General features: G+C 31.5%; 20 protein-coding genes and 1 tRNA gene. 7 read left to right on the forward strand and 14 right to left on the reverse strand.

The annotated features are described in order from the left end of the window. Positions 1-7 precede the first annotated feature (7 nt). Genes ABJM36_RS14605 through ABJM36_RS14615 form a run of 3 tightly spaced genes read right to left on the reverse strand, consistent with a single transcriptional unit; the run spans position 8 to position 2,819 of the window. On the reverse strand, positions 8-1,318 hold the full coding sequence (locus ABJM36_RS14605; protein ID WP_348452240.1) for an HTTM domain-containing protein: 1,311 nt from the start codon (positions 1,316-1,318) through the stop codon (positions 8-10). Next, a complete protein-coding gene (locus ABJM36_RS14610; protein WP_348452241.1) occupies positions 1,308-2,243 on the reverse strand; it encodes a bifunctional riboflavin kinase/FAD synthetase in 936 nt (311 codons plus the stop codon). Before ABJM36_RS14610 ends, ABJM36_RS14605 begins: the two co-directional genes overlap by 11 nt. Before the next feature lie 57 nt (positions 2,244-2,300). Then, a complete protein-coding gene (locus ABJM36_RS14615) occupies positions 2,301-2,819 on the reverse strand; it encodes a hypothetical protein (RefSeq protein ID WP_348452242.1) in 519 nt (172 codons plus the stop codon). A gap of 100 nt (positions 2,820-2,919) precedes the next feature. Here ABJM36_RS14615 and ABJM36_RS14620 point away from each other — a divergent pair, with 100 nt between their 5' ends. Then, entirely contained in the window at positions 2,920-5,649 is a 2,730-nt protein-coding gene (locus ABJM36_RS14620; protein ID WP_348452243.1) for a reprolysin-like metallopeptidase, read from the forward strand. 32 nt (positions 5,650-5,681) lie between these two features. Here the strand turns inward: ABJM36_RS14620 and pth are convergent, their stop codons facing one another. The 3 genes from pth to ABJM36_RS14635 form a co-directional block, all read right to left on the reverse strand. Further along, complete coding sequence (gene pth, locus ABJM36_RS14625) at positions 5,682-6,308, reverse strand: aminoacyl-tRNA hydrolase (RefSeq protein WP_348452244.1); 627 nt, start codon at positions 6,306-6,308, stop codon at positions 5,682-5,684. Between the two features lie 309 nt (positions 6,309-6,617). Further along, positions 6,618-7,241: a 50S ribosomal protein L25/general stress protein Ctc gene (locus tag ABJM36_RS14630; protein ID WP_348452245.1), complete on the reverse strand. Its 624-nt coding sequence runs from the start codon at positions 7,239-7,241 to the stop codon at positions 6,618-6,620. A gap of 100 nt (positions 7,242-7,341) precedes the next feature. Beyond that, complete coding sequence (locus ABJM36_RS14635; RefSeq protein WP_348452246.1) at positions 7,342-8,283, reverse strand: ribose-phosphate pyrophosphokinase; 942 nt, start codon at positions 8,281-8,283, stop codon at positions 7,342-7,344. A gap of 147 nt (positions 8,284-8,430) precedes the next feature. On the opposite strand from ABJM36_RS14635, the gene ABJM36_RS14640 reads away from it, so the two are divergent. Both ABJM36_RS14640 and ABJM36_RS14645 read left to right on the forward strand, forming a co-directional pair. Next, positions 8,431-8,510, forward strand: a tRNA-Leu gene (locus ABJM36_RS14640). Positions 8,511-8,751: 241 nt separating this feature from the next. Next, complete coding sequence (locus tag ABJM36_RS14645; RefSeq protein WP_348452247.1) at positions 8,752-8,946, forward strand: hypothetical protein; 195 nt, start codon at positions 8,752-8,754, stop codon at positions 8,944-8,946. Positions 8,947-8,960: 14 nt separating this feature from the next. On the opposite strand, the gene ABJM36_RS14650 is transcribed toward ABJM36_RS14645, so the two are convergent. The 8 genes from ABJM36_RS14650 to ABJM36_RS14685 all read right to left on the reverse strand — a co-directional run bounded on the left by ABJM36_RS14650 (position 8,961) and on the right by ABJM36_RS14685 (position 15,357). Continuing rightward, complete coding sequence (locus ABJM36_RS14650; RefSeq protein WP_348452248.1) at positions 8,961-9,407, reverse strand: hypothetical protein; 447 nt, start codon at positions 9,405-9,407, stop codon at positions 8,961-8,963. Continuing rightward, positions 9,400-10,269 (reverse strand): hypothetical protein, encoded by an 870-nt coding sequence (locus ABJM36_RS14655; RefSeq protein ID WP_348452249.1) that lies wholly within the window; start codon positions 10,267-10,269, stop codon positions 9,400-9,402. The genes ABJM36_RS14650 and ABJM36_RS14655 overlap by 8 nt, the downstream gene beginning before the upstream one ends. A gap of 87 nt (positions 10,270-10,356) precedes the next feature. Beyond that, positions 10,357-10,596: a hypothetical protein gene (locus tag ABJM36_RS14660; RefSeq protein ID WP_348452250.1), complete on the reverse strand. Its 240-nt coding sequence runs from the start codon at positions 10,594-10,596 to the stop codon at positions 10,357-10,359. Positions 10,597-10,982: 386 nt separating this feature from the next. Next, a complete protein-coding gene (locus ABJM36_RS14665; RefSeq protein WP_348452251.1) occupies positions 10,983-11,570 on the reverse strand; it encodes a hypothetical protein in 588 nt (195 codons plus the stop codon). Between the two features lie 331 nt (positions 11,571-11,901). Further along, entirely contained in the window at positions 11,902-12,798 is an 897-nt protein-coding gene (locus tag ABJM36_RS14670; RefSeq protein WP_348452252.1) for a phage/plasmid replication protein, read from the reverse strand. Between the two features lie 224 nt (positions 12,799-13,022). Continuing rightward, a complete protein-coding gene (locus tag ABJM36_RS14675) occupies positions 13,023-13,406 on the reverse strand; it encodes a hypothetical protein (RefSeq protein WP_348452253.1) in 384 nt (127 codons plus the stop codon). A gap of 8 nt (positions 13,407-13,414) precedes the next feature. Beyond that, on the reverse strand, positions 13,415-13,693 hold the full coding sequence (locus ABJM36_RS14680) for a helix-turn-helix domain-containing protein (protein ID WP_348452254.1): 279 nt from the start codon (positions 13,691-13,693) through the stop codon (positions 13,415-13,417). Between the two features lie 344 nt (positions 13,694-14,037). Further along, complete coding sequence (locus ABJM36_RS14685) at positions 14,038-15,357, reverse strand: phage integrase SAM-like domain-containing protein (protein ID WP_348452255.1); 1,320 nt, start codon at positions 15,355-15,357, stop codon at positions 14,038-14,040. Positions 15,358-15,853: 496 nt separating this feature from the next. Between ABJM36_RS14685 and ABJM36_RS14690 the strand changes: the two genes are divergently transcribed. The 4 genes from ABJM36_RS14690 (at position 15,854) to ABJM36_RS14705 (ending at position 25,108) form a co-directional block, all read left to right on the forward strand. Next, positions 15,854-18,592 (forward strand): substrate-binding domain-containing protein, encoded by a 2,739-nt coding sequence (locus ABJM36_RS14690; RefSeq protein ID WP_348452256.1) that lies wholly within the window; start codon positions 15,854-15,856, stop codon positions 18,590-18,592. A 346-nt stretch (positions 18,593-18,938) separates the two neighbouring features. Next, on the forward strand, positions 18,939-20,282 hold the full coding sequence (locus tag ABJM36_RS14695) for a sugar porter family MFS transporter (protein ID WP_348452268.1): 1,344 nt from the start codon (positions 18,939-18,941) through the stop codon (positions 20,280-20,282). A gap of 10 nt (positions 20,283-20,292) precedes the next feature. Next, positions 20,293-21,900 carry a glycoside hydrolase family 32 protein gene (locus ABJM36_RS14700; protein WP_348452257.1) on the forward strand — a complete coding sequence of 536 codons (1,608 nt, stop codon included), beginning with the start codon at positions 20,293-20,295 and terminating at the stop codon, positions 21,898-21,900. A gap of 40 nt (positions 21,901-21,940) precedes the next feature. Beyond that, positions 21,941-25,108, forward strand: coding sequence for a TonB-dependent receptor (locus ABJM36_RS14705; RefSeq protein ID WP_348452258.1), 3,168 nt, complete (start codon positions 21,941-21,943; stop codon positions 25,106-25,108). The last annotated feature ends 8 nt before the right edge of the window (positions 25,109-25,116 follow it).

Raw genomic sequence — 25,116 nt, forward strand, 5'->3', positions numbered from 1 at the left:
AATCACTCTACTTTAATGGTAAAATCCAATCGCTATGTTTAAAAACCTCCCACTCCACATTTGCAATATCAACAGCTGGATTTATAAAGGTTTTATAAGGTTTTCCGTTAATACTAACTTTGCTCTCAATATACACTGCCACATCTACGCCATCTTCTTTAAATTTCTGCTTTAAGTGTTTAGCAAACTGCCACATTACGTCTGGTTTAGAACTTGCAGCCCTAATTTGTTTTTTAGATAGATAACGTTTTAAATTAACCACATGACGTTGCCCTGTATCTTTATTTTCTACCCAATAATTAGTTTTTCCGCTTTTCGACCTCAGCATCATACGCCATGATAATCGATGCCCTTCTTCTGTCCAAAGCACATTATCCTCAATAAAATGATGCCTTAATGGTAACCCCATTTGAATAACAAAATAGACTAAAAACACAAGTAACCACGTAGTTTTTAACTTCGGAATGGTTATAGCTTCAGCAGTATAATAGGGTTTCTTTTTAAGAAAAATCTTTTGAATGTTTTCGGATGAAAAAAAGAACAATGAAAACGATAGCGATAAATATGGAAAAATACCTATTTGAAATATTATTGAATTAAATAAATGAAAGAAAATAGAAACCACAAAAGCATATTTTCGTGTTGGTTTAAATAATAACAACGGAATAATTAACCCATCAAATAAAATACCGCCGTAAGCCAATACATAATGCAACCATTTTTGCTGCAGAAACTCACCTACTAACCAATACTCTCTTTTGCCCTTCATCAATAACTCGATAAAGGTGGTATCTAACCAATCGGGATATAATTTAGCAACAGACGCATAAGTGTATACAATAAAAAGCTGTAGTATAATTACCCAACGACACCATTGTGGCATGGAATAACTGGTAATTTTCGAATTCAATTTAGCATCGACCGAGGCATAGGTATTGGCTGGTAAAAACACCATAATACTACTTAATAGCATCAATAAATAATAATGATTATTATATGACGATTTTTGCATCAAGTATGTTGCCGACCACATTAAAGTAAAGGCCAAAATACTAAATCGGTATTTATAACCAACCATAACAAACAACCCAAAAACGCCCATTATGGCATAGTAATAAAACATGCCATTTCCTGGTAAGGGTTGTAAAAACTCGAAACCTATAAAATTAAATGTAAAATTAGGGTCAACTAAGGTACGTTTAACCCAACCTGTAAAAATAGCCCCCACAGATTCCAGAAAACAAAGCAAACCAAAAATAATTCTGAACACTATTAAAGCAGAATTATCTATATGTTTAAATAGCCAATTATTTAGCATGCTTATTGGAAAAGTAGGCCAGTGCCGTAGCCTTATCAATTGCTAATTGATGTTTTAAGGCTTCAACCGAATCAAATTTTTGTTCATCACGAATTCTATCTAGCAAATTTATTTTAATGGTTTGGCTGTAAATATCGGCTTCAAAATCAAAAAAGTGGACTTCAATGGTTTGTGTACTACCGCTTACTGTTGGGTTCATACCTATATTCATCATACCATAAACCTCAATATCATTAATAAAAGAACTAACAATGTAAGCCCCTTGTTTAGGTATAAGTTTATAATCTTCTTTAATTTGTATATTGGCCGTAGGAAATCCTAATTGTTTACCCAATCCTTTCCCTTTTGTTACGGCACCCGTAAGCATAAATGGGTAACCTAAATAGGTATTGGCACGTTCTACATCGCCTTCTATTAGCGCAGTTCGTATTTTGGTAGAACTAACCGATACATCGTCAATATCCTGAGCAGAAATTTCTTCGACTTCAAAGCCATAGGTTTCCCCAAATTCTTTTAAATTATTGATATCGGCATTTCTATTTCTGCCAAACCTATGATCGTAACCAATAATAACTTTTTTAGCATTTAATTTTTCAACTAAAATTTGCTTTACAAAATCTTCGGCTGAGAGTCTAGAAAACTCATGAGTAAAGGTTTTAATCACCAAGAAATCTAGTCCGGAATCCTCTAAAATATCATGGCGCTCATCAATAGTATTAATTAATTTAATATTGGAGTCTTTTTGCAATACCATTCGCGGATGCGGAAAAAAGGTAAGTATTACAGATTGTAAGCCTTCTGCTTCTCCGGTTTTAATTAAACGCTTTATTATTTTTTGATGACCAATATGAACACCATCAAAGGTACCAATAGTTACAACTGTTGATTTATTTGGTAAGGAATTTAAATTACGCCTTGTTTTCAAGCTTTTTCTTTTCTACAAAACTAGTTATAATGCCATTCAAATCAAATTTATAAGCAGCTATTGTAAACTAAAGGTGTGATTTATTTCATTTATAATTTGAGGAACTTCATTTACCGTAAAAGTTAAATGAAGTTTAAAATTGTTTTTATCAATCTTAATTATACTTAACTTTCCTTGATTAATTCTGTAATATCCTGTTTCGCCTTTGCAATAACACCAGCGAGCAAAAAAAAGCTTTTTAAATTTTAAATTATTGGTTTCAAATTCAAGATTATTTTTATCCAGCTCTATAAAAACCTCTTCCCTATAACCACTGTCTTGATACTTGCTGCTTTGGTTCTTTTTGTATTCAAATTTTACTATAAAACGGTTACTATCTACCATTTCTACATAAGTACTACCTAGGTTATCTATTTTAACCTTAAGTGCTTTATCTTCAATAATATCATAAGTACAAACACCATTTTCAGGACAAATATCACGCTCTACCGTGCCTGCTATAGCTGTATTAAGACTGCTTTTAGCTTTACAGGATACTAAGCCAAATAGTACACAAAACACGTATAAATAATTCATAAACAAATATATGTTATTTTAAAATGAGAGTTAATTTTTTGCAAATGATACTTTTACATCCTACTTTTAACACCCCGTAAAAAATCTAATTTCAACTATTATGAAGCATTTTTACCTTAAAAATTGTTTGCACCTACTACTTTTCACCCTTTTATCGACTTCTGTTTTTGCACAAAACACTAGTGATATGTGGTTTAAAATTTCTAAAAAGGACGCTTCGACCGGAAAAAAGATAATTAGAAAAACCGAACCTAAAAAATCGATTTACTATTCTTTAGATCTTGTCCAGCTGAAAAACAAGTTAAATCTTACTTCAAAAAACGGTTCTGGTAAAATAACAGAAAATCAAATAATTGAATTCCCAAATAGTGAAGGTGGATTTGATGCATACAGTATTAAAGAGTCTTCTATTTTAGAACCAGCGTTTCAAGAAAAACACCCAGACATAAGAACTTATATTGGCAAAAATATTAAAAACCCATCATCGACAATAAGTTTTAGCGTAACTCCGCAAGGGTTGCACGCCATGACACTATGCACAGGAAAGGGGACTCAATTTCTTGATCCTTATACTAAAAACAACACGTACATAGCTTATAAAAAAGGTGATTTACCAGCTTTAAAACAAGGGTTTGAATGCTTCGTACCAGATAATTTAATGCTTGAAAAAGAAACCCATACTAGCGCAAAATTACTTAATGCTAACGATAGTAAACTAAGAACTTTTAGATTAGCGTTAGCTTCTACCATTGAATATTCTGAATTTCATTGGCAAGCTGCAGGATTAACCGCTACCGATCCTTTAGAGCAGAAAAAAGAAGCTGTTTTGCAAGCGATGGTTACTACCATGAATCGTGTTAACGCCCTTTTTCAAAAAGATTTAGCTGTAAAAATGGTTATGGTTGATAATACAGATCTTATTTTTATTGATTCTGATAACTTTACCAATGACGATGCAGAACTTTTAATTGATGAAAGTCAAGTGGAAATAGACAATGCTATTTTATCTGCAGATTATGATATAGGACATACATTTAGCACTGGTGGTGGTGGTTTAGCTTCTACAAACTCGCCGTGCGTACCATCTAGTAAAGCTAAGGGTATTACAGGGTCTTCACAACCAGTTGGAGACGCTTACGATATAGATTTTGTAGCCCATGAAATGGGACACCAATTTGGAGCCTCACATACATTTAATGGTAATACGAATAACTGTTCAGGTAACAGGGAGGCAAGTAGCGCCTATGAACCAGGAAGCGGTAGCACAATAATGGCTTATGCTGGTTTGTGCTCGCCACAAAATATACAATCACAAAGTGATGCTTATTTTCATCAAAAAAGTATTCAAATGATTTGGGATAATATTACCGCCGGTGCAAGTACTTGTGGTGAGGAAACAGTTTTAGAAAACAATACTCCTACAGCCAATGCTGGAGCAAATTATACCATTCCTATTTCTACGCCTTATAAATTAACAGGAGCATCAACAGATACCGATGGTACAACATCACATACTTACACTTGGGAACAATACGATTTAGGAAATGCTGGTTTACCTGCAGAAACTAACACTACAGGGCCTTTGGTGCGATCTTTTGAAGGCACCACAAATAAAACACGATTTATACCTAATTTACAAGACCTAAAAACGAGTGCCGGATCAACAACTTGGGAGAAATTAGCATCGGTTGACAGAACTATGAATTTCCAATTAACCGTAAGAGATAATAATGAGGATGGCGGACAAACAGCAACAGATGGCATGACGGTTACCACCACAACAACCGCTGGTCCATTTTTAGTGACCTCGCAAAACACAACAAATATTAGTTGGACTGAAGGCTCTACCGAAACCATAACTTGGGATGTAGCTGGCACTACAGCAAATGGTGTTAATACTGCCAATGTAAACATATTACTATCAACAGACGGCGGTTTAAATTACGATACCGTTTTGGCAAGCAATGTAGCTAATGATGGCTCTCACGACATTGTTGTTCCTAATGTATTATCGGCTTTTTGCAGGGTAATGGTGGAAGCAGAAGGCAATATATTTTTCGCAATAAACACCGAAGACTTTGCTATTGGTTATAGTATTGTAGAGACGTGTACGGTATATAATTCTACAGACCCTAATTTACCTATAACCATAACCGATAATACGAGTAATTTTTCCGAAACCTCTTATGTAAATGTACCTGCAACAGGAACTGTTTCTGGCGTTAAACTTACAGTAGATATATCACATAACTGGCCTGGCGACATTTTATTAGGCCTACAAAGTCCAGAAGATAATTTAATAACCGTTTTAGAATCTTATACGCCTTGCCAAGGTGAAGACAGTAACTTAGTGGTTACTTTTGATGATAATGGCTCCGATTTTAACTGTAATTTTACTGGCGATGGCTTAACGATGAAATCGCCATCGACATCGCTTAGCGGATGGAATGGAGAAACTGCTACTGGAAATTGGATATTAGGCCTAGGCGACTCGGGGGCAGCGGATATTGGCACTTTAAACAGTTGGTCTATAGAGGTGTGTACCTTAGAATTAATTCCGCTGCATACTACAAGCTTCGAGTTTAACAACTTGGTCGTTTACCCAAACCCAAATAAAGGCGAGTTTACTATTAAACTTAATTCAGACTCATCAAATAGTATAAATGTAAACCTTGTAGACTTACGAGGTCGTGTTATTTATAACAATTTATACAGCGCTGTTGGTAATTTTGAAGAAACTTTAAAATTAACCAATGTAAAATCCGGCATGTATATATTAAATATTAGTGATGGGGTAAGGCAAGCAACTAAAAAAATAATTATAGAATAATAAAAAAAGGAAGGTTTTAAACCTTCCTTTTTTTATTTACCATTAAAAGCATTCATAGTATTATTTATACCTGCCAATGCGAAAGATTTAATTAATTCGGATGCTTTATCTAAGCGCTCTTTAAGCTTTGCTGTTTCTTCTGGTGTCCATTCTCCTAACACGTAATCCACTTGTCTGCCTTTACTAAAGGCATCGCTAATACCAAACCTGAAACGATTATATTTATTGGTGTTTAAGGTGTTTTGAGTGTCTTTTAAACCGTTATGACCGCCATCACTTCCTTTTGTTTTTACACGAATACTACCAAAGGGAAGGTTTAAATCGTCTGTGATAACTAAAAGGTTTTCTAAAGGAATTTTTTCTTTTGTTAACCAATACTGAATCGCTTTTCCGCTTAAATTCATGTAGGTACTAGGTTTTAATAGTAAAAAGGTTCTTCCTTTTAATTTATAGGTAGTTACATCGCCTAGTTTTTGGGTTTCGAAGGTTAGGTTTTCAAGACTTGCAAAGTGATCTAATACTTTAAAGCCAATATTATGACGTGTGTTTTCATACTTTTCGCCAATATTCCCTAAACCAACGATTAAAAATTTTTTCATAGGATTTTGTTCTTCTATATAATTTTTCTTTTTAAATAAATTTAAGAAAGATTGCCACATATTTTTTGAAGCTAAAATACATTAAACATGCCAAAAATAAAGATTTTTTAAAACCGTATGTTAGGCAATTGTGACTATACAGTTTGTAATGGTCCTGTTAAGAAGCCTTCAATATTTACTATACTCAACAAATTAACCGCGTTAAGGATAGTAAAGGAAAGCCCACAGCCCGACGTAGGAGGAGCGCGGACTTGTATTGAATAGCCCGACCCTTGCGGTAACGCCCAAAACTTATAGGCTTTATTAATAACAATAAAAAAGCATCCTGAATAAATCCAGAATGCTTTTATTATTTTATTGAGAATATGTTTATTCTTGAGCTGCTTCTGCTGGTGCTTCTGCTCCTTCTGCTCCTTCTTCTTCATCATCCTCATCATCTAAAACAGCTGTTCTAGATGTTCTTACTTGACATACTACTGTATTATCTGAATGTAAGAATGTGTAATCTCCACTTGGTAAATCGCCAATAGCAACTTTATCTCCAATTTTAAGAGGTGTAATATCAATCTCTATAAAATCTGGTAAGTTAGCTGGTAAAGCTTTAATACGAAGTTTACGGTTGTTTCTTCTTAAAACACCACCGTTTTTAACACCTCTAGAGTTACCTACAAGTTGAACAGGAATATCTAAAGCTATTTCTTTATCATCAAATAACTGATAGAAATCTACGTGTAAGATTCTGTCTGTTACTGGGTGAAATTGAATGTCTTGAAGTACTGCTTTTAATACCTCACCACTTTCTAAATTAATCACAACTGTATGCGCATTAGGCGTGTATACAAGTTTAGAGAAAGCTAATTCTGGTGCAGAGAAATGCACTGGCTTATCTCCTCCGTATAATACGCAAGGAACCTGACCAGCATTACGTAAGGCTTTTGTTGCTTTTTTGCCCACGCTTTCTCTTTGAGATCCGTTAATTGTAATTGATTTCATTTTCTATATTTAAATTTAATAATTAATATTCTTGTTTATGGCGCTATACTCATTGATTTCATTTCAATTGAAATTGTGAATCTTTGATTTTGCGGCAATGTTACATTACAAATTTTGAACTAATAGATTGGTTATTATGTACTTTCTCCATAACCTGTGCAAATAAATCGGCACAACTTAAAACCTTTACTTTATTACTTAAGGGTTTTACAGGAATAGAGTCTGTTACTATAAGTTCTTCTAATTTTGAATTGTTAATGTTATCGTAAGCTTTACCAGATAAAATAGGATGTGTACAAATTGCTCTTACACTAAGTGCACCACGTTCCATCATTAAATCGGCTGCTTTTGTTAATGTTCCGGCTGTATCAACCATATCATCAACTAATACCACATTCTTCCCTTCTACATTACCAATAAGTTCCATGTGTGAAATGACATTGGCTTTGGCGCGTTGCTTATAACAAATTACAACATCGCTTTTTAAGGCTTTAGAATAGGCATAAGCTCTTTTAGAACCTCCCATATCTGGTGATGCAATTGTTAAATTATCCAAATTAAGGCTTTGTAAATAAGGCAAAAAGATTGTTGATGCAAATAAATGATCTACAGGTTTTTCGAAAAATCCTTGAATTTGATCTGCATGTAAATCCATGGTAATAATACGTGTAGCACCTGCCGCTTCTATCATTTTTGCAACTAATTTTGCTGCAATAGGCACACGAGGCTTATCTTTTCTATCTTGTCTTGCCCAACCAAAATAAGGCAACACAGCAGTAATATGTCTTGCTGATGCTCGTTTTGCCGCATCAATCATTAACAACATTTCCATTAAATTTTCTGGCCCAGGATTGGTAGAACCTATAATAAAAATACGAGTTCCTCGAATAGATTCTTCATAAGAAGGCTGAAACTCACCATCACTATATGTTGATGTTATAACATTACCTAATTCAGCACCAAATGCTTTGGCTATTTTTTCACCTAGTACTTTACTTTGTGTACATGCAAAAATTTTGGCTTCTGTAATTACAATTGGCATAGTTAACTTGTTGTTTTAGAGTGCGGAAACACTAGCTGATTTTTAACGAGGTGCAAATTTATGCATTTATTTTAATCTAAAATGTATAATGACTAGTATTTTTGCACATAATATCGAAAAAAACTATATTTTTGCAGTCCTATTACTGCTCAAGTGGTGGAATTGGTAGACACGTCGGATTCAAAATCCGATTCTTCGGAGTGCGGGTTCGATTCCCGCCTTGAGTACTTTAAAAAACCGTAATTACTTTATTGTTAAAGTTTTACGGTTTTTGTTTTTTATATTTAGTCAACATTTAGTCAACTATTTGAAAAAAAAGACTGTTTTATTCTTACAACAATGTAAAAACAATTTTCATTTACATTTTAGTAGATTGCTAGATATTTATATCTTTCTAAAGTAAATTCAAACTTAAAAATGCTTATCAAAACTATGAGTGCATCAAACTAAGCATTAAAATATATTATTATGTCAAAAAAAACCATAATCAAGGGAATTAAAACAGAAAATGAAAATTTTGAAGAAGTTATCGAGGTTTCATATACAAGCACTAATAAAATTTACATTACGCTAGGTAATAAAAAAATCCTTTTAGCCTTAAGTTCTGCATCCGAATTAGCACACCAAATAAAATCTGATATTGAATTTTTAAATAAGCAATAAAATTTTAATTCTTATCAACTCTTTCTATTTAATTCTATAACTATATTAAAAATTGCAACTCCTGTATCTCTTAATATGTCAATAGCATACACCAAAATAGTAGTTAAAAATATATTAATTATAATATCAATGTAATAAGTACCTAAGTCCAGCAATTTACTATGCAAAACAATTAATAAGACAACTGATAAACCTATAAGAACTATTTGCTCAATCAATGAGCCTCTGACCTCTTTAATAACATCTTCAAAATTCGCACCTGTTCGTTCTGATATATCTTCTAATTTAGATGAGATAACGGTACTAGTAGCCGTATTTATTGCAAGTAAAGTCAATAACAACCCTACTAAATTATCTTTTAAAAATATTGAAAGAAACGAACTTTTTAAAAAATACTCTAATGCTATCAATAAAGTGGCAATACCAAAACTGGCAAATAATGTTTTAATAGTATTAGTCATCTAAATTGTTTAAAAATAAATCCAAAAATTTATGCACTTTTTTCAATGGTTGATTGTTAAAATTAACTTCGTCTAATTCAATTGTAATTTCTTTTTTATTCGTTTTAATTCTTTTTCTGACTCCAGTGATTTTAATAGATGGTGTACCTCCTCCATCAGAACAATATTCTGCCAAACCCTCTATGTCTTGATTATCAGGGGTTAAATTTTCTAAAACTCCGTTCTTAGGCGCATTAAGTTCTAATAAAGTTTTATGACTGTTAGATTCATTTTTAAGGATTTTTATTGCCTCAACAGCTTTACCTGATATATTACTCATATTTGGCCTAATAAAATTAAATCTTAAAGATTTAATTCTCCCTTTGTATTCCATAATTGTTTCCCAAAAATCAGAAATTGAAGTTACTTTAGAAATATAAACACTTAGGCCGTATTCATATAGGTAATTCTGCATGGACTTTTCTATAATATTTTTTAAAACACTAGTCTTATAAAAAGCATCTGATTGATGTTCTATTAATAAGTATTGTTTATCATTTGCATTGTCGATATAAACTAATGAGTTTGGATAATCATTTTCTGTTTTTGAGACAAAGTCTTTATCCCTAATATTTACTTTTTTTTCAACACCCATTCTAAGAAAATATGTATCATCAAAGGACTCTTCAAATTTTGATAACACATTATATCCTTTTCCTCTAAATTTGGTTTTAGGATTAAGAATAACTTCTCTAAAAATATTATTCTTTTCACTTATTAACTCATCTATTGAATTGAAATTAAAATCAATTCTCGTTTGTAAATTATTTGAAATAGGCAGAATTTGATATCTATAAACAGAAAAAATTATTGTTTTACTCATTTATTAGAATAATTACTTGTAAGAAATACTTACATATTTCAAAGATATAAAATTAATAAAACTTGCAATCCTCAAAAGGATTTTAATTTAAAGTCCTTTGCTAAAATCAAAAGTATATTTATTTAGTAATTCACCAGTTTTAAAACTTCTTATTTCAGAAATGACGTTGTTTTTAGAATTATAAACCACCTCTACAAAAAACAGCCCTATTGCATATAAGTTGCATTTTTCTCTTTCTGTAACATGATTATCTAAAAATATACCGTTTTGGTTTACGGCTTTCATACGTTCGTTTAGTTCTAATATATTAAACTCGTATAGTGTCATAATTTATGAAAATATCCACGTAATAAGTTTATATACTCCATAACCAACAAAACCAAAAACTAGTAATATAAACCCAAACTTTAAGTTTTCTATTATATACCAATATGGCTTATCCTGTTTATGTTTGTATTTCTTAAAATCATTTTCCATTAATTAAAAACTTTTATTGCGTGTACATTCTGAGTTCTAAAGAATACTATCTTCAACTAATAACACTTTACAGAATTGAACATTTGCGCGCGCGCGTATTGGTTTACTTTTAATTCTAGTAAATAAAAATTATTGAAAAACATTGATTAATCAATCTTACAGAATAAAATAATTAATCAGTAAAAATCAGTTAACTGAATCGGTTTAAGATTGTTAATAATATCAAACATTAACCTTTACCAGTCGCTCACTTCTTTTTTTAACACCTCATTCTTAATCTTACTTGCTAAATCAGATACTGTAAGCTTAACATGACTATATACCAAAGAAACTTCTTTTTTTGTCCTTTTGTACATTGTATTAAAGTAACTCTCTCTCTCAAGTCTCTTAGTCATTATTTTTTTGATTGATTCTCTAGATTGCTCAATTTTATTTGCGCAAATTTTTCTTAAAAACTCCTTTGTGAAAGTGGTTGAATCCACAATTGGTGAATCTAAATTATAATCAGTTTTTATTATCGGAAATTGATAAAATTCTATTTTATACTTCCCTTCTTTGTATTCAATGTCCATTATAAAATCAAGTAACCCCTTTCTTGTATTAAGGTTAGACTTTACGATTAAATTATTTTCAGTATCTAATTTGACAACATGATTAGAGTCCTTGAAATTAATTGCTACTGCCTTATTGATTATCTTTCTTATGTCATCCTTACTTTTATCAACCTCGACAATATCTTTATAATGAAAAACACCAAATTCATCTTTAAAATCTTGACTATATGAACAAAAACTAATCAGTAAAAAAAATGCTATAACTCTCATGTTTATTGTAATTTACAATAAAGGTAATATTATTTGCAGTAAGAAAAAAACTATAATTATAAGTTGAGGCTTAATTTATTTACTTCTACACCTTTCTTAGACTTTAATGTTTTTTATGTGTATTTATGTGTGTTTTAATAATTAAGAATATTTAAAAAACTGAAATTCAAATACTTACAAAATTATTGTTTATTTTCAAGGTTTCAAAAAAATTATTGTGCGGTGTTAAACTACTAAAGTGTTATTTTGTCTAAGGGGGGGGGTACGAGTTAAATAAAAGTAAATTTTCAAAGGACTATTTTGATGAAGTGATTCTTTTAATAAATGAATATTAATTACTTTTTAATGCCTGTCTTACCTCCTTAATCCTTTCAATATTGTAATCACTATCTGCATTGTTTATCATAGATAAATATTTCCTTACTATATTTCTTTGATAAGTCGCTTTAGTGTTTTTACCTAATTTGCTTTTAATGTGTTTCATAATGTTTTCAAAATCACCATTATAATAGTCATTTAAATAAAATATTTGAGCAAAGTTCTTTTCCTCACTATTAGTCATTTTCTTCGTGTTAATATAGGGTTTAAAGTTTGTTTGTTTGTCTATTACCTTATCTAAAATATGGTAGTTTATATTTGATGCATTTAGAATTTCAATTAAGTTATTACTTTTAAAATATTTACTTACTGTGGCTTTTGTTGGTAGCCTGCTTTCCAATCTCAATACATTATCGAAAAAATTTAAAAGGTGTGGCAATTCTCTATAGAATTTTTTGTTTTGTTTTAATTCATATTCTTTTGAATAACCAGTAAGCCTAATTGGTTGTGCTTTAATTTTTTCATTGAAGACAATACCAGTATCGTATTTAGTTTTTGTAAATTTCGGTGCAATTAATTGATTAAGAGAGTTAATATAATCATCTACACTACTATTCAGTTTCAAATCGTTTTTTACATCAGCCTTAATTACTTGACAGTCATTAATAAAATCTTTATGTAATTCAATACCAGAATTATTTATTTCATATTGTAATTGTTCTAATGTATTTATATTTATGCCTTTGGCATAATTGTCTTTTAAAATCTTACTACTAACATTTATTTTAATTGTTCCAAAAGTTTTATTAATAGTTATTTTGTTTACGCCTAATCTTCGATCGATTAATGTATAGTTTTTAATTTTTAATTTATTAGGCTTAATAATTTTAGATACATTGAATTTTTTCAAATCCCTACTTTGTAGAAAGTCGGTTTTAGTTGTAAATTCTATTGTATCTAATTGAGTCAATTTCTTTAGGTTGGTATTAATTTTTAATACTTATATGAGTATAATTATATGAAGGAGGTTTCCTTTAAAATGCTTATATTTGGATATAGGTAATACGTTGCCGTAATACCATTTGAACAAATCAAAAGAGAGCCGTTTTAAAGGCTCTCTTTTTTGTTCCAATGTTAGAGGTTGATTGTTTGTAAAACGTTGCTTAAGTCCTTTGTATAAAAGTCTTTAAAGAAGTATGCCTTTAAAATTTTGGCATTTTCTGAAAATTTAAAAACGATGAGGTGTTTTTTATGGTCTTTATCACCTTTAAAGATGTTTGTTAAGCCACTTTTAAAAAGACCAGTAGTACAAAACTTTTGCCACTTGTTACCGTTTCTTTCTTTAAACCAATATACAGGCATTGACTTTGCAAAATGCTGATTTTTACTAATGTTTATTAGTTCAGAAAACTGAGTAGTTCCGTTAATTACTTCTGTAAGTTCGTAATGTTTAACGCACTTATATTTACCCACATTAATTTCTGAAAAAATGTGAGTAATAGGTTTAATCGTTGCCATACTAAAACCTACTTTTTAAGTTGAACAATTGCATTTTCAACCTCAGCGCGCTTATAATATACGCGACCACCAATTTGATAAGAAGTTAGTATTTCTTTTTTAGTCCAATTATGAACACTCGAAAGGTCGATTTTAAGCAATTTGGCAACTTCAACTCGGGTTAAATACTCGTTAGGCTCTTTGGGTTGAAAATGCTTTTTAAGGTCTTGTAGTTGAGTTTTTACGCCCTCAATAATAGCGTTCTGAAGTTGTTCAGGTGTTACTTGTACAAATTGAATTTGTTTCATTTCCGATAATTTTAAGATTATTAAATAGACTTAAGAACTACCGTAAATTTTTGTACTTTTGTAACTCCTACATTACAAAGGGCATTAGATTTTACATTGGTAGTCTTTTGCCTTTTTTTATTGAAACAAATTTAATATGATTTAACAGACAAAACTTTAAATTACCATTTGACTTTTCAATTGTTTTGAACAAAACCATTGAAAGTAAAAGATTTAAACACGATTTAACGCCTTGACTACTAGTGTTTTGTATTGTTTTTCGCAACTTTAGATACCTAGATGTTTCTTGGCTTTACTACTATTATTATGGTTTCTTTTGTGAAACCTCTTAATTGTTTTTTCAATTAAATTTGATTTGAAGCTTTTTTAACTATTGTTAGATTGGTTTCTTTTTTCTCTTTTTGCACCTGTAACTTGTAATAATCTGCAATTTGTTGGGCATAATCTAAACTATCTTTACCAATGTAGTTAAGTAGCATTTTTTCGGTACTATGAGCCGTTATTTGCATTATTAATGCCGTTGGCAGTTTTCCATATAAGTTCGATGCAAACGAGCGTCTGCAAACGTGAGAACCGACTAATTCATGTTTAGGATAAACCCCCTCAATTTTTCTTTTTAGTTTGTTGCCTTTGCCCTTTTCTAAGACTTTAAGTTTTTTTCCTTTTATCAATTCGTCAATCTCAGCAAGTTTACAAATCTCTTTAATATGCTTATTGAATTTTTGACTTGAAATTTTATAAGGCAATCCATTTGCTAAAATTTTTCTTGTTGTACCTAATACTGGTATCGTAACTTTTTTACCTGTCTTCTGTTGAATAAGTTCAATTACTTCTAAACCATCTAAGATTATAAAATTACTTTTATCAATTTTCAATAAATCACTTACTCGTTGCCCTATATTACAACCTAATAAAAGCCATTTTCTAGCGTTTTTAAGTGCATCCGATAATAACTCCGTTTTTTCTATTTTTTCGAGTTCTGAGGGGGTTAAATAAATAATATTATCATTACTAGGCTTTGTACTTTCAATCCTTTTAAGTTGGGCATTTACTTCAATACCATTTATATCTGCATCATAACAAACCGTTTTCAAGTCTGCAATAATTTTTAAGGCAGTACTTTTTTGATAACCTTTTGTTTTAAGTAAATATTTTAAAAAGTCTTTTGCGAATTTTACATTAACCTCCTTTACTTTTATTGACTGGTTGCCTTGATATTCTAGTATTTTACTTAATAAAGAATTATACGCGTTAATTCGGCTTTTAGACAAACCGAGTTCTTTTTTTGCGTTTTTACGAACCTCTGCATTATCAATAATATCTTGAATAGCATCGGTTAATAAATCACTTTGTTTGTATTCGGTTATACGTTTAAAATGTAAATCAATAGCATCTTGCAACCAATTACCATTTATTGAAATACCATTAGCATTTGCATCATTAAGCCTTTTAATTATGCCATTTGACAAATCTTTTAAATCAGTAGAAAGATTTTTATTAATAACACTTGTTTGCTTTGGTAGTGATTTATCTAAACTCCAATTTTTAGGATTTATAAATAAACCCGTTTTACGTTTAATTACTAATTTTCGATTAACAGACAATCTTAAGTAAATTGGTGCATTGTCAGACTTACTTTGAAGTAAAAATTTAATAGTTGCCATAATGTAGAATATTTGAACACTCAAATATATTAATTATACAGATACTAGTCAACCATTAGTCAGCATTTAGTCAACCGATTTAAACAATATTAAATTACTATAGATTTCACAAAAACCTTTAAAACCTTTGTAAATATACATTTAACAGCACAAATCGTTATTATACTGGGGTTAATCAACCAACCATATTTAAGGGTTTCAATTCCCGCCTTGAGTACTAGATAATCATAAAATTACACAAAAACCTGTAAATCAACTATTTGCGGGTTTTTTTATTTTATTTAGCACCATATAAAAGAGACTTAATTGATTTCACATATTTTATTTTACCCCAACATTAAATTCGTTCTAATTACCTGATTTTCAGCACATTAAATCAATTTTTATTTGTTAAAATTTTAGTATATTTAAGCTCAAGAACTACTTCACTCTAAACTGGTTTAATATTTAAGTTCTAGTTGTGTTTCTAAAACTATTGCCAATACCTTAATAAATTATGGAGATTCTTAAATCCAATACTCTAAAATCAATTATTCTTATATGTTTATTTGTGATTTTTGGGTGTTCCAATACCGGAGAAACTAAAAAACACAAAATTGGTTTTTCTCAGTGTATTAGTAAAGATGATTGGAGAAAAGCCATGGATTATGAAATGGAAGTTGAAGCTTCATTGAATGAAGAAATTGACTTAACTATTTTCCAGGCTAACGAGGATATCGAACTTCAAAAATTGCATATTGAATCTATGATAAACAATGGGTTTGATGTGATTATAGTTTCTCCATTAAGACCAGAACCATTAGTTTCAGTAATTGAAAAAGCTTATGATAAGGGTATTCCAGTCATTATTATTGACCGAAAAATTAATTCCCAAAAATTCACAGCATTTATTGGTGCCAATAACCTAGATGTTGGTCGCAATGCCGCCAATTATATTGCGTCTTTAAATGAAAAACAATCCAAGATTTTAGAAATTAGCGGAAGTGATAATTCTTCACCTGTTATAGAACGTCATTTAGGGTTTCATGAAATTATAAATAATGAACCCAATATATCTGTTGAATACACAATTAACGATGAAGATATTGAATATAGAATACCACAAATTTTAGATTCGTTACCTATTAAACCAATTAACCTTGTGTACGCCTTTAATGATGATATTGCCTATAGAACTTGGAAAATTGCAAAAGCAAAGGGCGTTGAGGAATCTATTAAATTTATTGGTGTTGATGGTTTATATGGGCCAAATAACGGCATTCAGTTAGTGCAAAACGGGGTGTTGGCTGCCACCATATTATATCCAACGGGAGGTGATGAAGCCATAAAAATTGCCATGAAACTATTGCGAAATGAAACCGTTTCCAAAAACAACATATTAAACACGACTGTTATTGATTATAGAAATGCTGAGATAATGAAAAACCAGTATGATAAAATTAATAAACATCAAAATGAAATAGAAGAACAACAAGAAAAAATAAGAAAACAAGAAGAAACATTTTCAACCCAAAAGAACATACTAAGGGTACTATTAGGCTTTCTAATTACAAGTTTACTTTTAGCAACCTATAGTATATACTCAGCCTATAGCATTAAAAAGAAAAAACGCAAGCTGGAAATTCAAAATAAAAAAATAACTACTCAGCGTAATCAAATCAAGAAATTTGCCGAAGAAGTAAAAGCAAGTAACAATGCCAAAACAAATTTCTTTACAGGGTTATCACACGAATTTAAAACACCAATAACACTTATTTTATCTTCAATTGAATCTTTAAGTGAAGATAACACGATTAAGGACAACAAACTTTTAAGAGAAATCGGGCTGATTTATAATAATTCTAAACGCCTATTACGATTAATAAACCAACTACTAGATTTTAGAAAAATTGAAGACAGAAAATTTATTTTAAAAGCATCAGAAACCAATCTTTATGAGTTTTCAACTGGAATTTTTAAAGATTTTGAGCGAGAAGCGCAAAAACGAAATATCGATTTCTTAATTAAAACTAACGATGAAAATTTAAAAATATACATTGACAGAAACTTAATGGATAAAGTATATTTTAATTTATTATCCAATGCATTTAAGTTTACACCAGATAATGGGAGTATACACATTAAAATTGTAAATGAAGCTGATAGTAACTTTGTAAAAATCTATTTTAAAGACAGCGGAATTGGCATACCTAAAAAAGATCTACAGAGTGTTTTTAAAGCATTTTTTCAGGCATCAAACAACAACAAAGTAAGCTCAGGTATTGGTTTGCATTTATCAAAAGAATTTGTAGAAATGCATAAAGGAACCCTTGATGTATCAAGCAAACATGGCACAGAATTTACTTTAACACTCTATAAAGGAAATGCACATTTAAGTTCCGATGAGATTGTTTACGAACCCGATTTAATAGATAATTCTGTTTTAAATTTTAATACAGATATAGAAGAAAATGAGTTTGTAGAGCTTGATACTCTAAAAGATAAAGAACAATATTCTATACTTATAATTGAAGATAATTCAGACTTAATTAAATATTTAAGAAATAAACTTATAAGTGAGTATCACGTACATGTGTCTGACGGGACTGATGGTATTGAAAAAGCTTATGAAATAGTACCAGACATAATTATTTGTGATATTAATTTACCCGACAAAACTGGTTTTGAAATATGTGAAATTTTGAAAAAGGACTTAAGATCATCTCATATTCCATTAATTATGCTTACTGCTTTAAACAACAAAGAATCCTATTTAAAAGGATTGGAATCTGGCGCAGATTTATATCTAACCAAACCGTTTAGCTTTGCTGTTCTTCAACAGTCTATCAAAACGGTGATTTATAATAGAGAAAAGCTTCGTTATTACTTTGTAAACAACATCCACAAAATAAATACAGATAATAGTTTTGGCTCTATAGAACAGGAGTTCTTATCTAATATAAACAAAATAATAAACAAAAATTTAGATAATTCTAAATTTTCAGTTGAAAACTTAGCTAATACACTAAACATCTCTAGAGTACAGTTATACCGAAAAACCAAAGCTATTTTAGGCGTTTCTATTAGTGATTATATTCAAAATATACGCCTTGAAAGAGCAAAAACGCTTCTACAAGAAACCCAATTAACAATTTCAGAAATAGCCTATGCAACAGGCTTTTCTTCTCCTAATTACTTTTCTACAAGTTTTAAGAACAAATTCGATAATTCACCCAAAGCTTACAGAGCGTCTTAATAACCTTAATACTCCTCAATTTTTTTATGTTATCAACTTAATGCTTTATTAAAACAAAGCGCACTTTTTTTTATGTAATTCAACAGCTTTACAGCTGTTATTAATGATAATAACAAAATATAGGGGTAATTTTTATCAAATTCTCATTTCAAAAACTTCTAAACAAGTATCCATTTTGAAATAATTATGTAACAATATTAGAGTTTAGTTTTTTATCACCAGAAACACATACACGCAACTAGCTGTATTACAACGATTTATACATCATTAAATTCTAGCTATACAATTTCAATACATATTGAAACAAATGTAACACTACAAAAATGCCTTTCCGTGTAATTTGCACATACTAGAACTAACTAAACACCACCACATGAATAAGAAGATACTAATTTGGTCTATTACAGCAGCTTTGGCTGGTTTCCTTTTTGGATTTGATACTGTAGTTATCTCAGGCGCAGAAAAAAAACTACAATTACTATGGGGTTCTTCAGATATGTTCCATGGCGTTGTAGTAATTGGAATGGCACTTTGGGGAACAGTAATAGGTGCTTTTTTTGGTGGTATTCCCACCAATAAATTAGGACGTAAAAGCACCTTAGTATGGATTGGTGTTTTATATACAATCTCAGCACTAGGCTCTGCTCTAGCTAACGACCCTATAACTTTTGCGGTTTTTAGGTTTATTGGAGGTTTAGGAGTTGGAGCATCAACAATAGCAGCTCCAGCGTATATCTCTGAAATAGCACCAGCCAAAGACCGAGGAAAACTAGTTGGCTTGTATCAATTTAACATAGTATTCGGAATCCTTGTCGCCTTCCTATCCAATTACTTGCTAAATAACATAGGAGAAAATGCTTGGCGATGGATGGTAGGTGTTGAAGCAATTCCCGCAGCTATTTATACACTTTTTGTATTAACTGTTCCAAAAAGCCCTAGATGGTTATTAACTAAATTTAGAATTAGCGAAGCTTTAGGTGTCCTAAAAATTATTAATCCAGATCAGAATCCAGAAAAGTTGATGATGGAAATTAAGGATGAAATGGAGAATACGGTACCCAATGAAAACATCTTCTTAAAGAAGTATAGATTCCCATTAACTCTAGCATTTTTAATTGCCTTTTTCAATCAATTATCAGGAATTAACGCACTGCTTTATTATGCTCCTAGAATTTTAGCAGAAGCAGGCCTTGAAGAAAGCTCTGCACTTTTAAGCAGCATAGGCGTAGGTATAACAAACCTATTATTTACCCTTTTAGGTATTTATTTAATTGATAGATTAGGACGAAAGCAACTTATGTACATATGTTCTTTTGGCTATATAATCTCATTAAGTTTAGTTTCTGCCGCCTTCTTTTTTAGCTGGGAAGGCAGTGTAATGCCCATTTTTCTATTCATGTTTATAGCGGCACATGCTATTGGTCAAGGCACAGTAATATGGGTATTTATTTCTGAGATTTTCCCGAATCATTTAAGAGGTTCTGGGCAATCATTTGGAAGTTCGGTACACTGGATTCTGGCTGCTATTGTCCCCTCTTTAGTACCTGTATTATTCTCTACAATAGGAGCGGGCATGGTTTTTCTATTCTTTGCAATTATGATGGGGTTTCAGTTACTATTTGTAATTTTTATGATGCCAGAAACCAAGGGAATAACCTTAGAGGAGTTAAGTAAAAAACTAATTAAGTAAGATAAACAATATGAAAACAGTAAAAAAAGCAAATTTAGTTCTGATGTTTTTGGTTTTAACCTTCATTATTGGATGTAAAGGTAAAAGTGAAACCAATCAAAATGTTGATGAATTAACAAATGAAAATTATTCAGAAGAAGATCTATACCGCCCTAACTTTCATTTTACACCAAAAAAAGCTTGGATGAACGACCCTAATGGTATGTTCTATTATAATGGATATTATCATTTATACTTTCAGTATCATCCAGATAGTAATGTTTGGGGCCCAATGCATTGGGGGCACGCTATAAGTACAGATATGATTTCATGGACCGAACAGCCCATAGCCATTTATCCAGATGAATTAGGGACTATTTTTTCAGGGAGCGCCGTAGTTGATTTTAGCAACAGTTCTGGTTTAGGAGAAGTAAATGAAGCAATACCCATTGTTGCCATATATACCAGTTCAAAAAAATTAGATGGAAATGATAATTGGAAACAAACCCAAAGTATTGCATACAGTAATGACGAGGGTAAAACCTTTACTAAATACGAGAATAATCCGGTAATAGATAATAATACAATAAAAGATTTTAGAGACCCAAAAGTTACCTGGGATGATGAAAGAAATAAATGGATAATGTCTCTTGCTGCTGGAGATAAAATCATGTTTTACGAATCCAAAGACTTAAAAAACTGGAAATTACTTTCAGAATTCGGACAAGGTATTGGTGCTCATGGCGGTGTATGGGAATGTCCAGATCTCTTTAAACTACCAGTTATTGGAACCGATGAATCTAAATGGGTACTTTTTGTAAGTATTAATCCTGGCGGCCCAAATGGAGGTAGTGCTACCCAATATTTTATAGGAGATTTTGATGGAACTACATTTACTATGGACGAAGAATTTGAAACAGCAATTAGTAAAAAACATGATTACTGGATAGATTTTGGAAGAGATAATTATGCAGGTGTGACATGGTCTAATGCTACAAGAAAAGACGGCAGTAAACTTATGTTAGGTTGGATGTCTAATTGGGATTACGCTCAGAAAGTACCAACTGAAACTTGGAGAAGTGCTATGACTATAGCTAGAAAAGTACAACTTCAAAAAAACGAAACTGGCTATAGATTATTATCTAACCCGGTAGAAGAATTAACAAACTACAGAAGTACGAAATATAAAAAAGAAAATACAACAATTAAAGGTGACACAAAAATTATAGATGCTACATCTATTGATTTGGCTAGCGCAGAAATTCAATTCAATATTTCAAACTTAAAAGAAACCATATACACATTTAAGCTCTCTAACAAAAAAGGAGAGGAATTGTTATTTGGGTATGATAACACAAAAAAAGAGTTTTTTATAGATAGAAAAAAATCAGGAAAAACAAACTTTTCTGAAAAATTTGCTCATAGAAAAACTCTAGCTGGAAGAACTTCAACTAATAATAATTTATCAGGAACTATTTTATTAGACAAAACTTCAATTGAATTATTTTATGATAATGGTGAAACGGTATTAACCGAAATTTTCTTTCCAAATACACCTTATACAAAATTAAGTCTTGAAGCCAAAAATCAAGAATTTATTCTTGACAACATTGAAGTGCACCAATTAAACTTTAACTAACCTAAGTATTAACTAAACTAAGTATTAACTAAATTAAATTATGATGAAATTAAAACAACTATTTTTTATACCTGTATTTGCTTTAATGAGCTTATGGGTGCAAGCACAGGTTACAGGAACTGTTACCTCGTTAGAAGATGGTATGCCTTTGCCAGGTGTATCTGTAATTGTAAGTGGTACAACTCAAGGTGCGGCCACAGATTTTGACGGAAACTATGTTTTGGATGGTATCGATACAAATGCGACATTAGTTTTTAGTTACGTAGGCTATAAAACTCAAGAAATTCAAATTAATGGACGTTCTGTAATTGATGTTGTGCTAACTGAAGATGCAGCTTCGCTTGACGAAATTATTGTTACTGGATATGCAAGAGAAAGAAAGGTAGACGTAACAGGAGCAATCACCGTTGTTGAGCTTGGACCTACTGAAGGTGCTAGCATGAGTTCCGGTAGTGCTATACAAGGTTTACAAGGAAGAGTTCCTGGAGTATTTATTGAAAAATCTGGCGACCCTACAGGAGCTAGTAGCAATATTTTAATTCGTGGTGCTACAACCTTAGGTAATAATGATCCTTTATTTGTTATTGATGGCGTTCCTACAGTAAGGCAAGATGTTTTCTCTAGTATTAATCCAAGTACTATAGAATCTGTACAAGTGCTTAAAGATGCTTCGGCATCCTCTCTTTATGGTGCTCGTGCTGGTAATGGTGTAATTATTGTCACTACTAAAAACAGCGCAAAAGCAGCTGGAGGCGAAAAATTTAAAGTAAGCATAAATTCAAATATTTCGGTGCTTTCTGAAAAGCAACAGCGGTATGACATGCTTAATGCCCAACAAAGAGGACAAGCACTGTGGCAAGCTTCGGTTAATGATGGTTCAGATCCCAATAGTGGATATGGCGAAATATATAATTTCGATTGGAATGGAGATTTTAACAACCCTGTTTTAAACGGAGTAACTGTACAACCTTTTGTAGGAGGCGACACCAACGTTCCTGCTGGAGATACAGATTGGCAAGATGAAAGCTATAAAACTGGTTATGTTTATAACAATGAAATTTCTGTTTCTGGAGGTACTGATAATTCTTTTCATTTACTTAATATCGGACATTTAAGAAACACGGGGATTTTGAAATACACGGGTTACGAAAGAATTTCTGCAAAATTAAATTCTAATTTTAATCTATTTAATAATAGGTTAAGAGTAGGTGTTAATACTCAAATGTTTACATCTGATGAAACATTGGCATCTCCAGATGTTGGTAGCGCACCAACGCCAGGTTTAGCTATTACTTTAGCACCAACCTTACCAGTTTATGATGCTAATGGCGATTTTGCTGGTCCTTTAGGTTCGGGGTATTCAGACAGAAACAACCCTGTTTTAATGCAATATTTAAACCGTTGGGACAACACCGACAGAACAACTTTCTTTGGAAATATTTGGGGTGAATTTGATATTATTGAAAATTTAACTTTTAGAACAAGTTTAGGTTTAGATTATAGTGATTTTAACAGAAGAGATATTGAAACTAAAGTTAATAATGGATTTATTACAAGAGGTAATAATAGACTAATACAAGGAAACAGCAAGTTTACAAGTTTGGTTTTTACAAATACATTAAGCTACCAATTAGAACTTAACGAAAAACATAAATTTGGTGTTTTATTAGGAACAGAATCTATATCAGATGATTCTCAAAATTTTACAGCTCAAGCAGATGGTTTTGCCGTAGAGTCAGAATCGTTCTTTCAACTAGATGCTGCATCTGGAGCTAGAACAAACACAGGATCTTCAACAGGAAGTCGTTTACTATCTCAGTTTGGTAAAATTAATTATGGATACGACGACAGGTACTTAGCTTCTTTTACTTTACGTCGTGATGGGTCTTCTAGATTTGGACCAGAAAATAGATACGGTATTTTTCCTGCTGCAACAGTAGGTTGGAGAATTAGTAATGAAGAGTTTTGGAATGACAATGACATTGTAAATTCATTAAAGTTTAGAGCGGGATACGGAGAAGTAGGAAACCAAACTATTGGCGATGTTGCACGTTTTGGGTTATTTGAATCTAGATATGGCGCAAATCAGTTACAAGCAACAGGAGATACATTCTTTTTTAATACATTCTACAATGTTGGTACTGCGTACGATTTAAATGGAAATAACACAGGTAATTTACCTTCTGGATTTGTATCTATTCAAGCAGCAAATGCTGGGTTAAAATGGGAGACTACTAAAGAAATTAACTTAGGTCTAGATTTTACATTATTTAATAATAATGTTGTTGGGTCTTTTGACTATTTCACAAGAGAAACCTCAGATATTTTAACTATACCTCCAATTGCATCGGCAATTGGTGAAGGTCAATTAAGAACTTTAAATGGAGCAACTACCCAAGTTAAAGGTTGGGAATTATCTCTAGGGTATTCTAAAACATTGGATAACGGTTTATCGTTTACAGTGGCAACTAACTTTGGCTCATTTAAGGACGAGATTACCGAATTACCTGCAGAAGTCGTATCTGCTTTTCCTGGAACTGTTGATAATTCTATTATCGGTCACTCACAATTTTCAATTTTTGGTTATAAATCTGATGGATTATTCCAAAGTCAAGCAGATGTAGATTCTAGTCCAACTCAAGTTCCGGCAGGAAGACCAGGAGGAATTAAATTTAAAGATTTAGATGGTAATGGTAGTATAGGTGTTGAAGATAGAGATTTCCTAGGAACCACCTTACCAGATCTAGAGTATGGTATTAGAATTGACATGGCCTACAAAAACTTTGACTTATCATTGTTTGGCTCTGGCGTAACAGGAAGAATAGGACAAGACCCTTATATTTTCTGGAATAATTTTGTTCAAGGTAGAGAAAATGCAGGGCTTGGTGTTTTAGATGCATGGTCACCAACCAACACGAATTCAAGTATTCCATCTTTAACACTAGCAAATAACGACACAAGAATTTCTGATTATTTATTTAGAAATAACTCTTATTTCAAATTAAGAAACCTTCAATTTGGCTATTCTCTTTCTGAAGAATTAGCAAATAAATTAGGTGGAATGACTAGCTGTAGAGTTTATTTTCAAGGAGAAAATCTTTTCTGGTTTACTCCAAGTGATTATATAGGTGCCGACCCAGAACGTACAGATGTAAATAGAATCCCAGTTCCTACAACGCTTTCATTAGGACTTAATATTAACTTTTAAAAATGGTA

It is taken from the genome of Algibacter sp. (assembly GCF_039977455.1).
In the GTDB taxonomy this organism is placed as follows: Bacteria; Bacteroidota; Bacteroidia; order Flavobacteriales; family Flavobacteriaceae; genus Algibacter_B.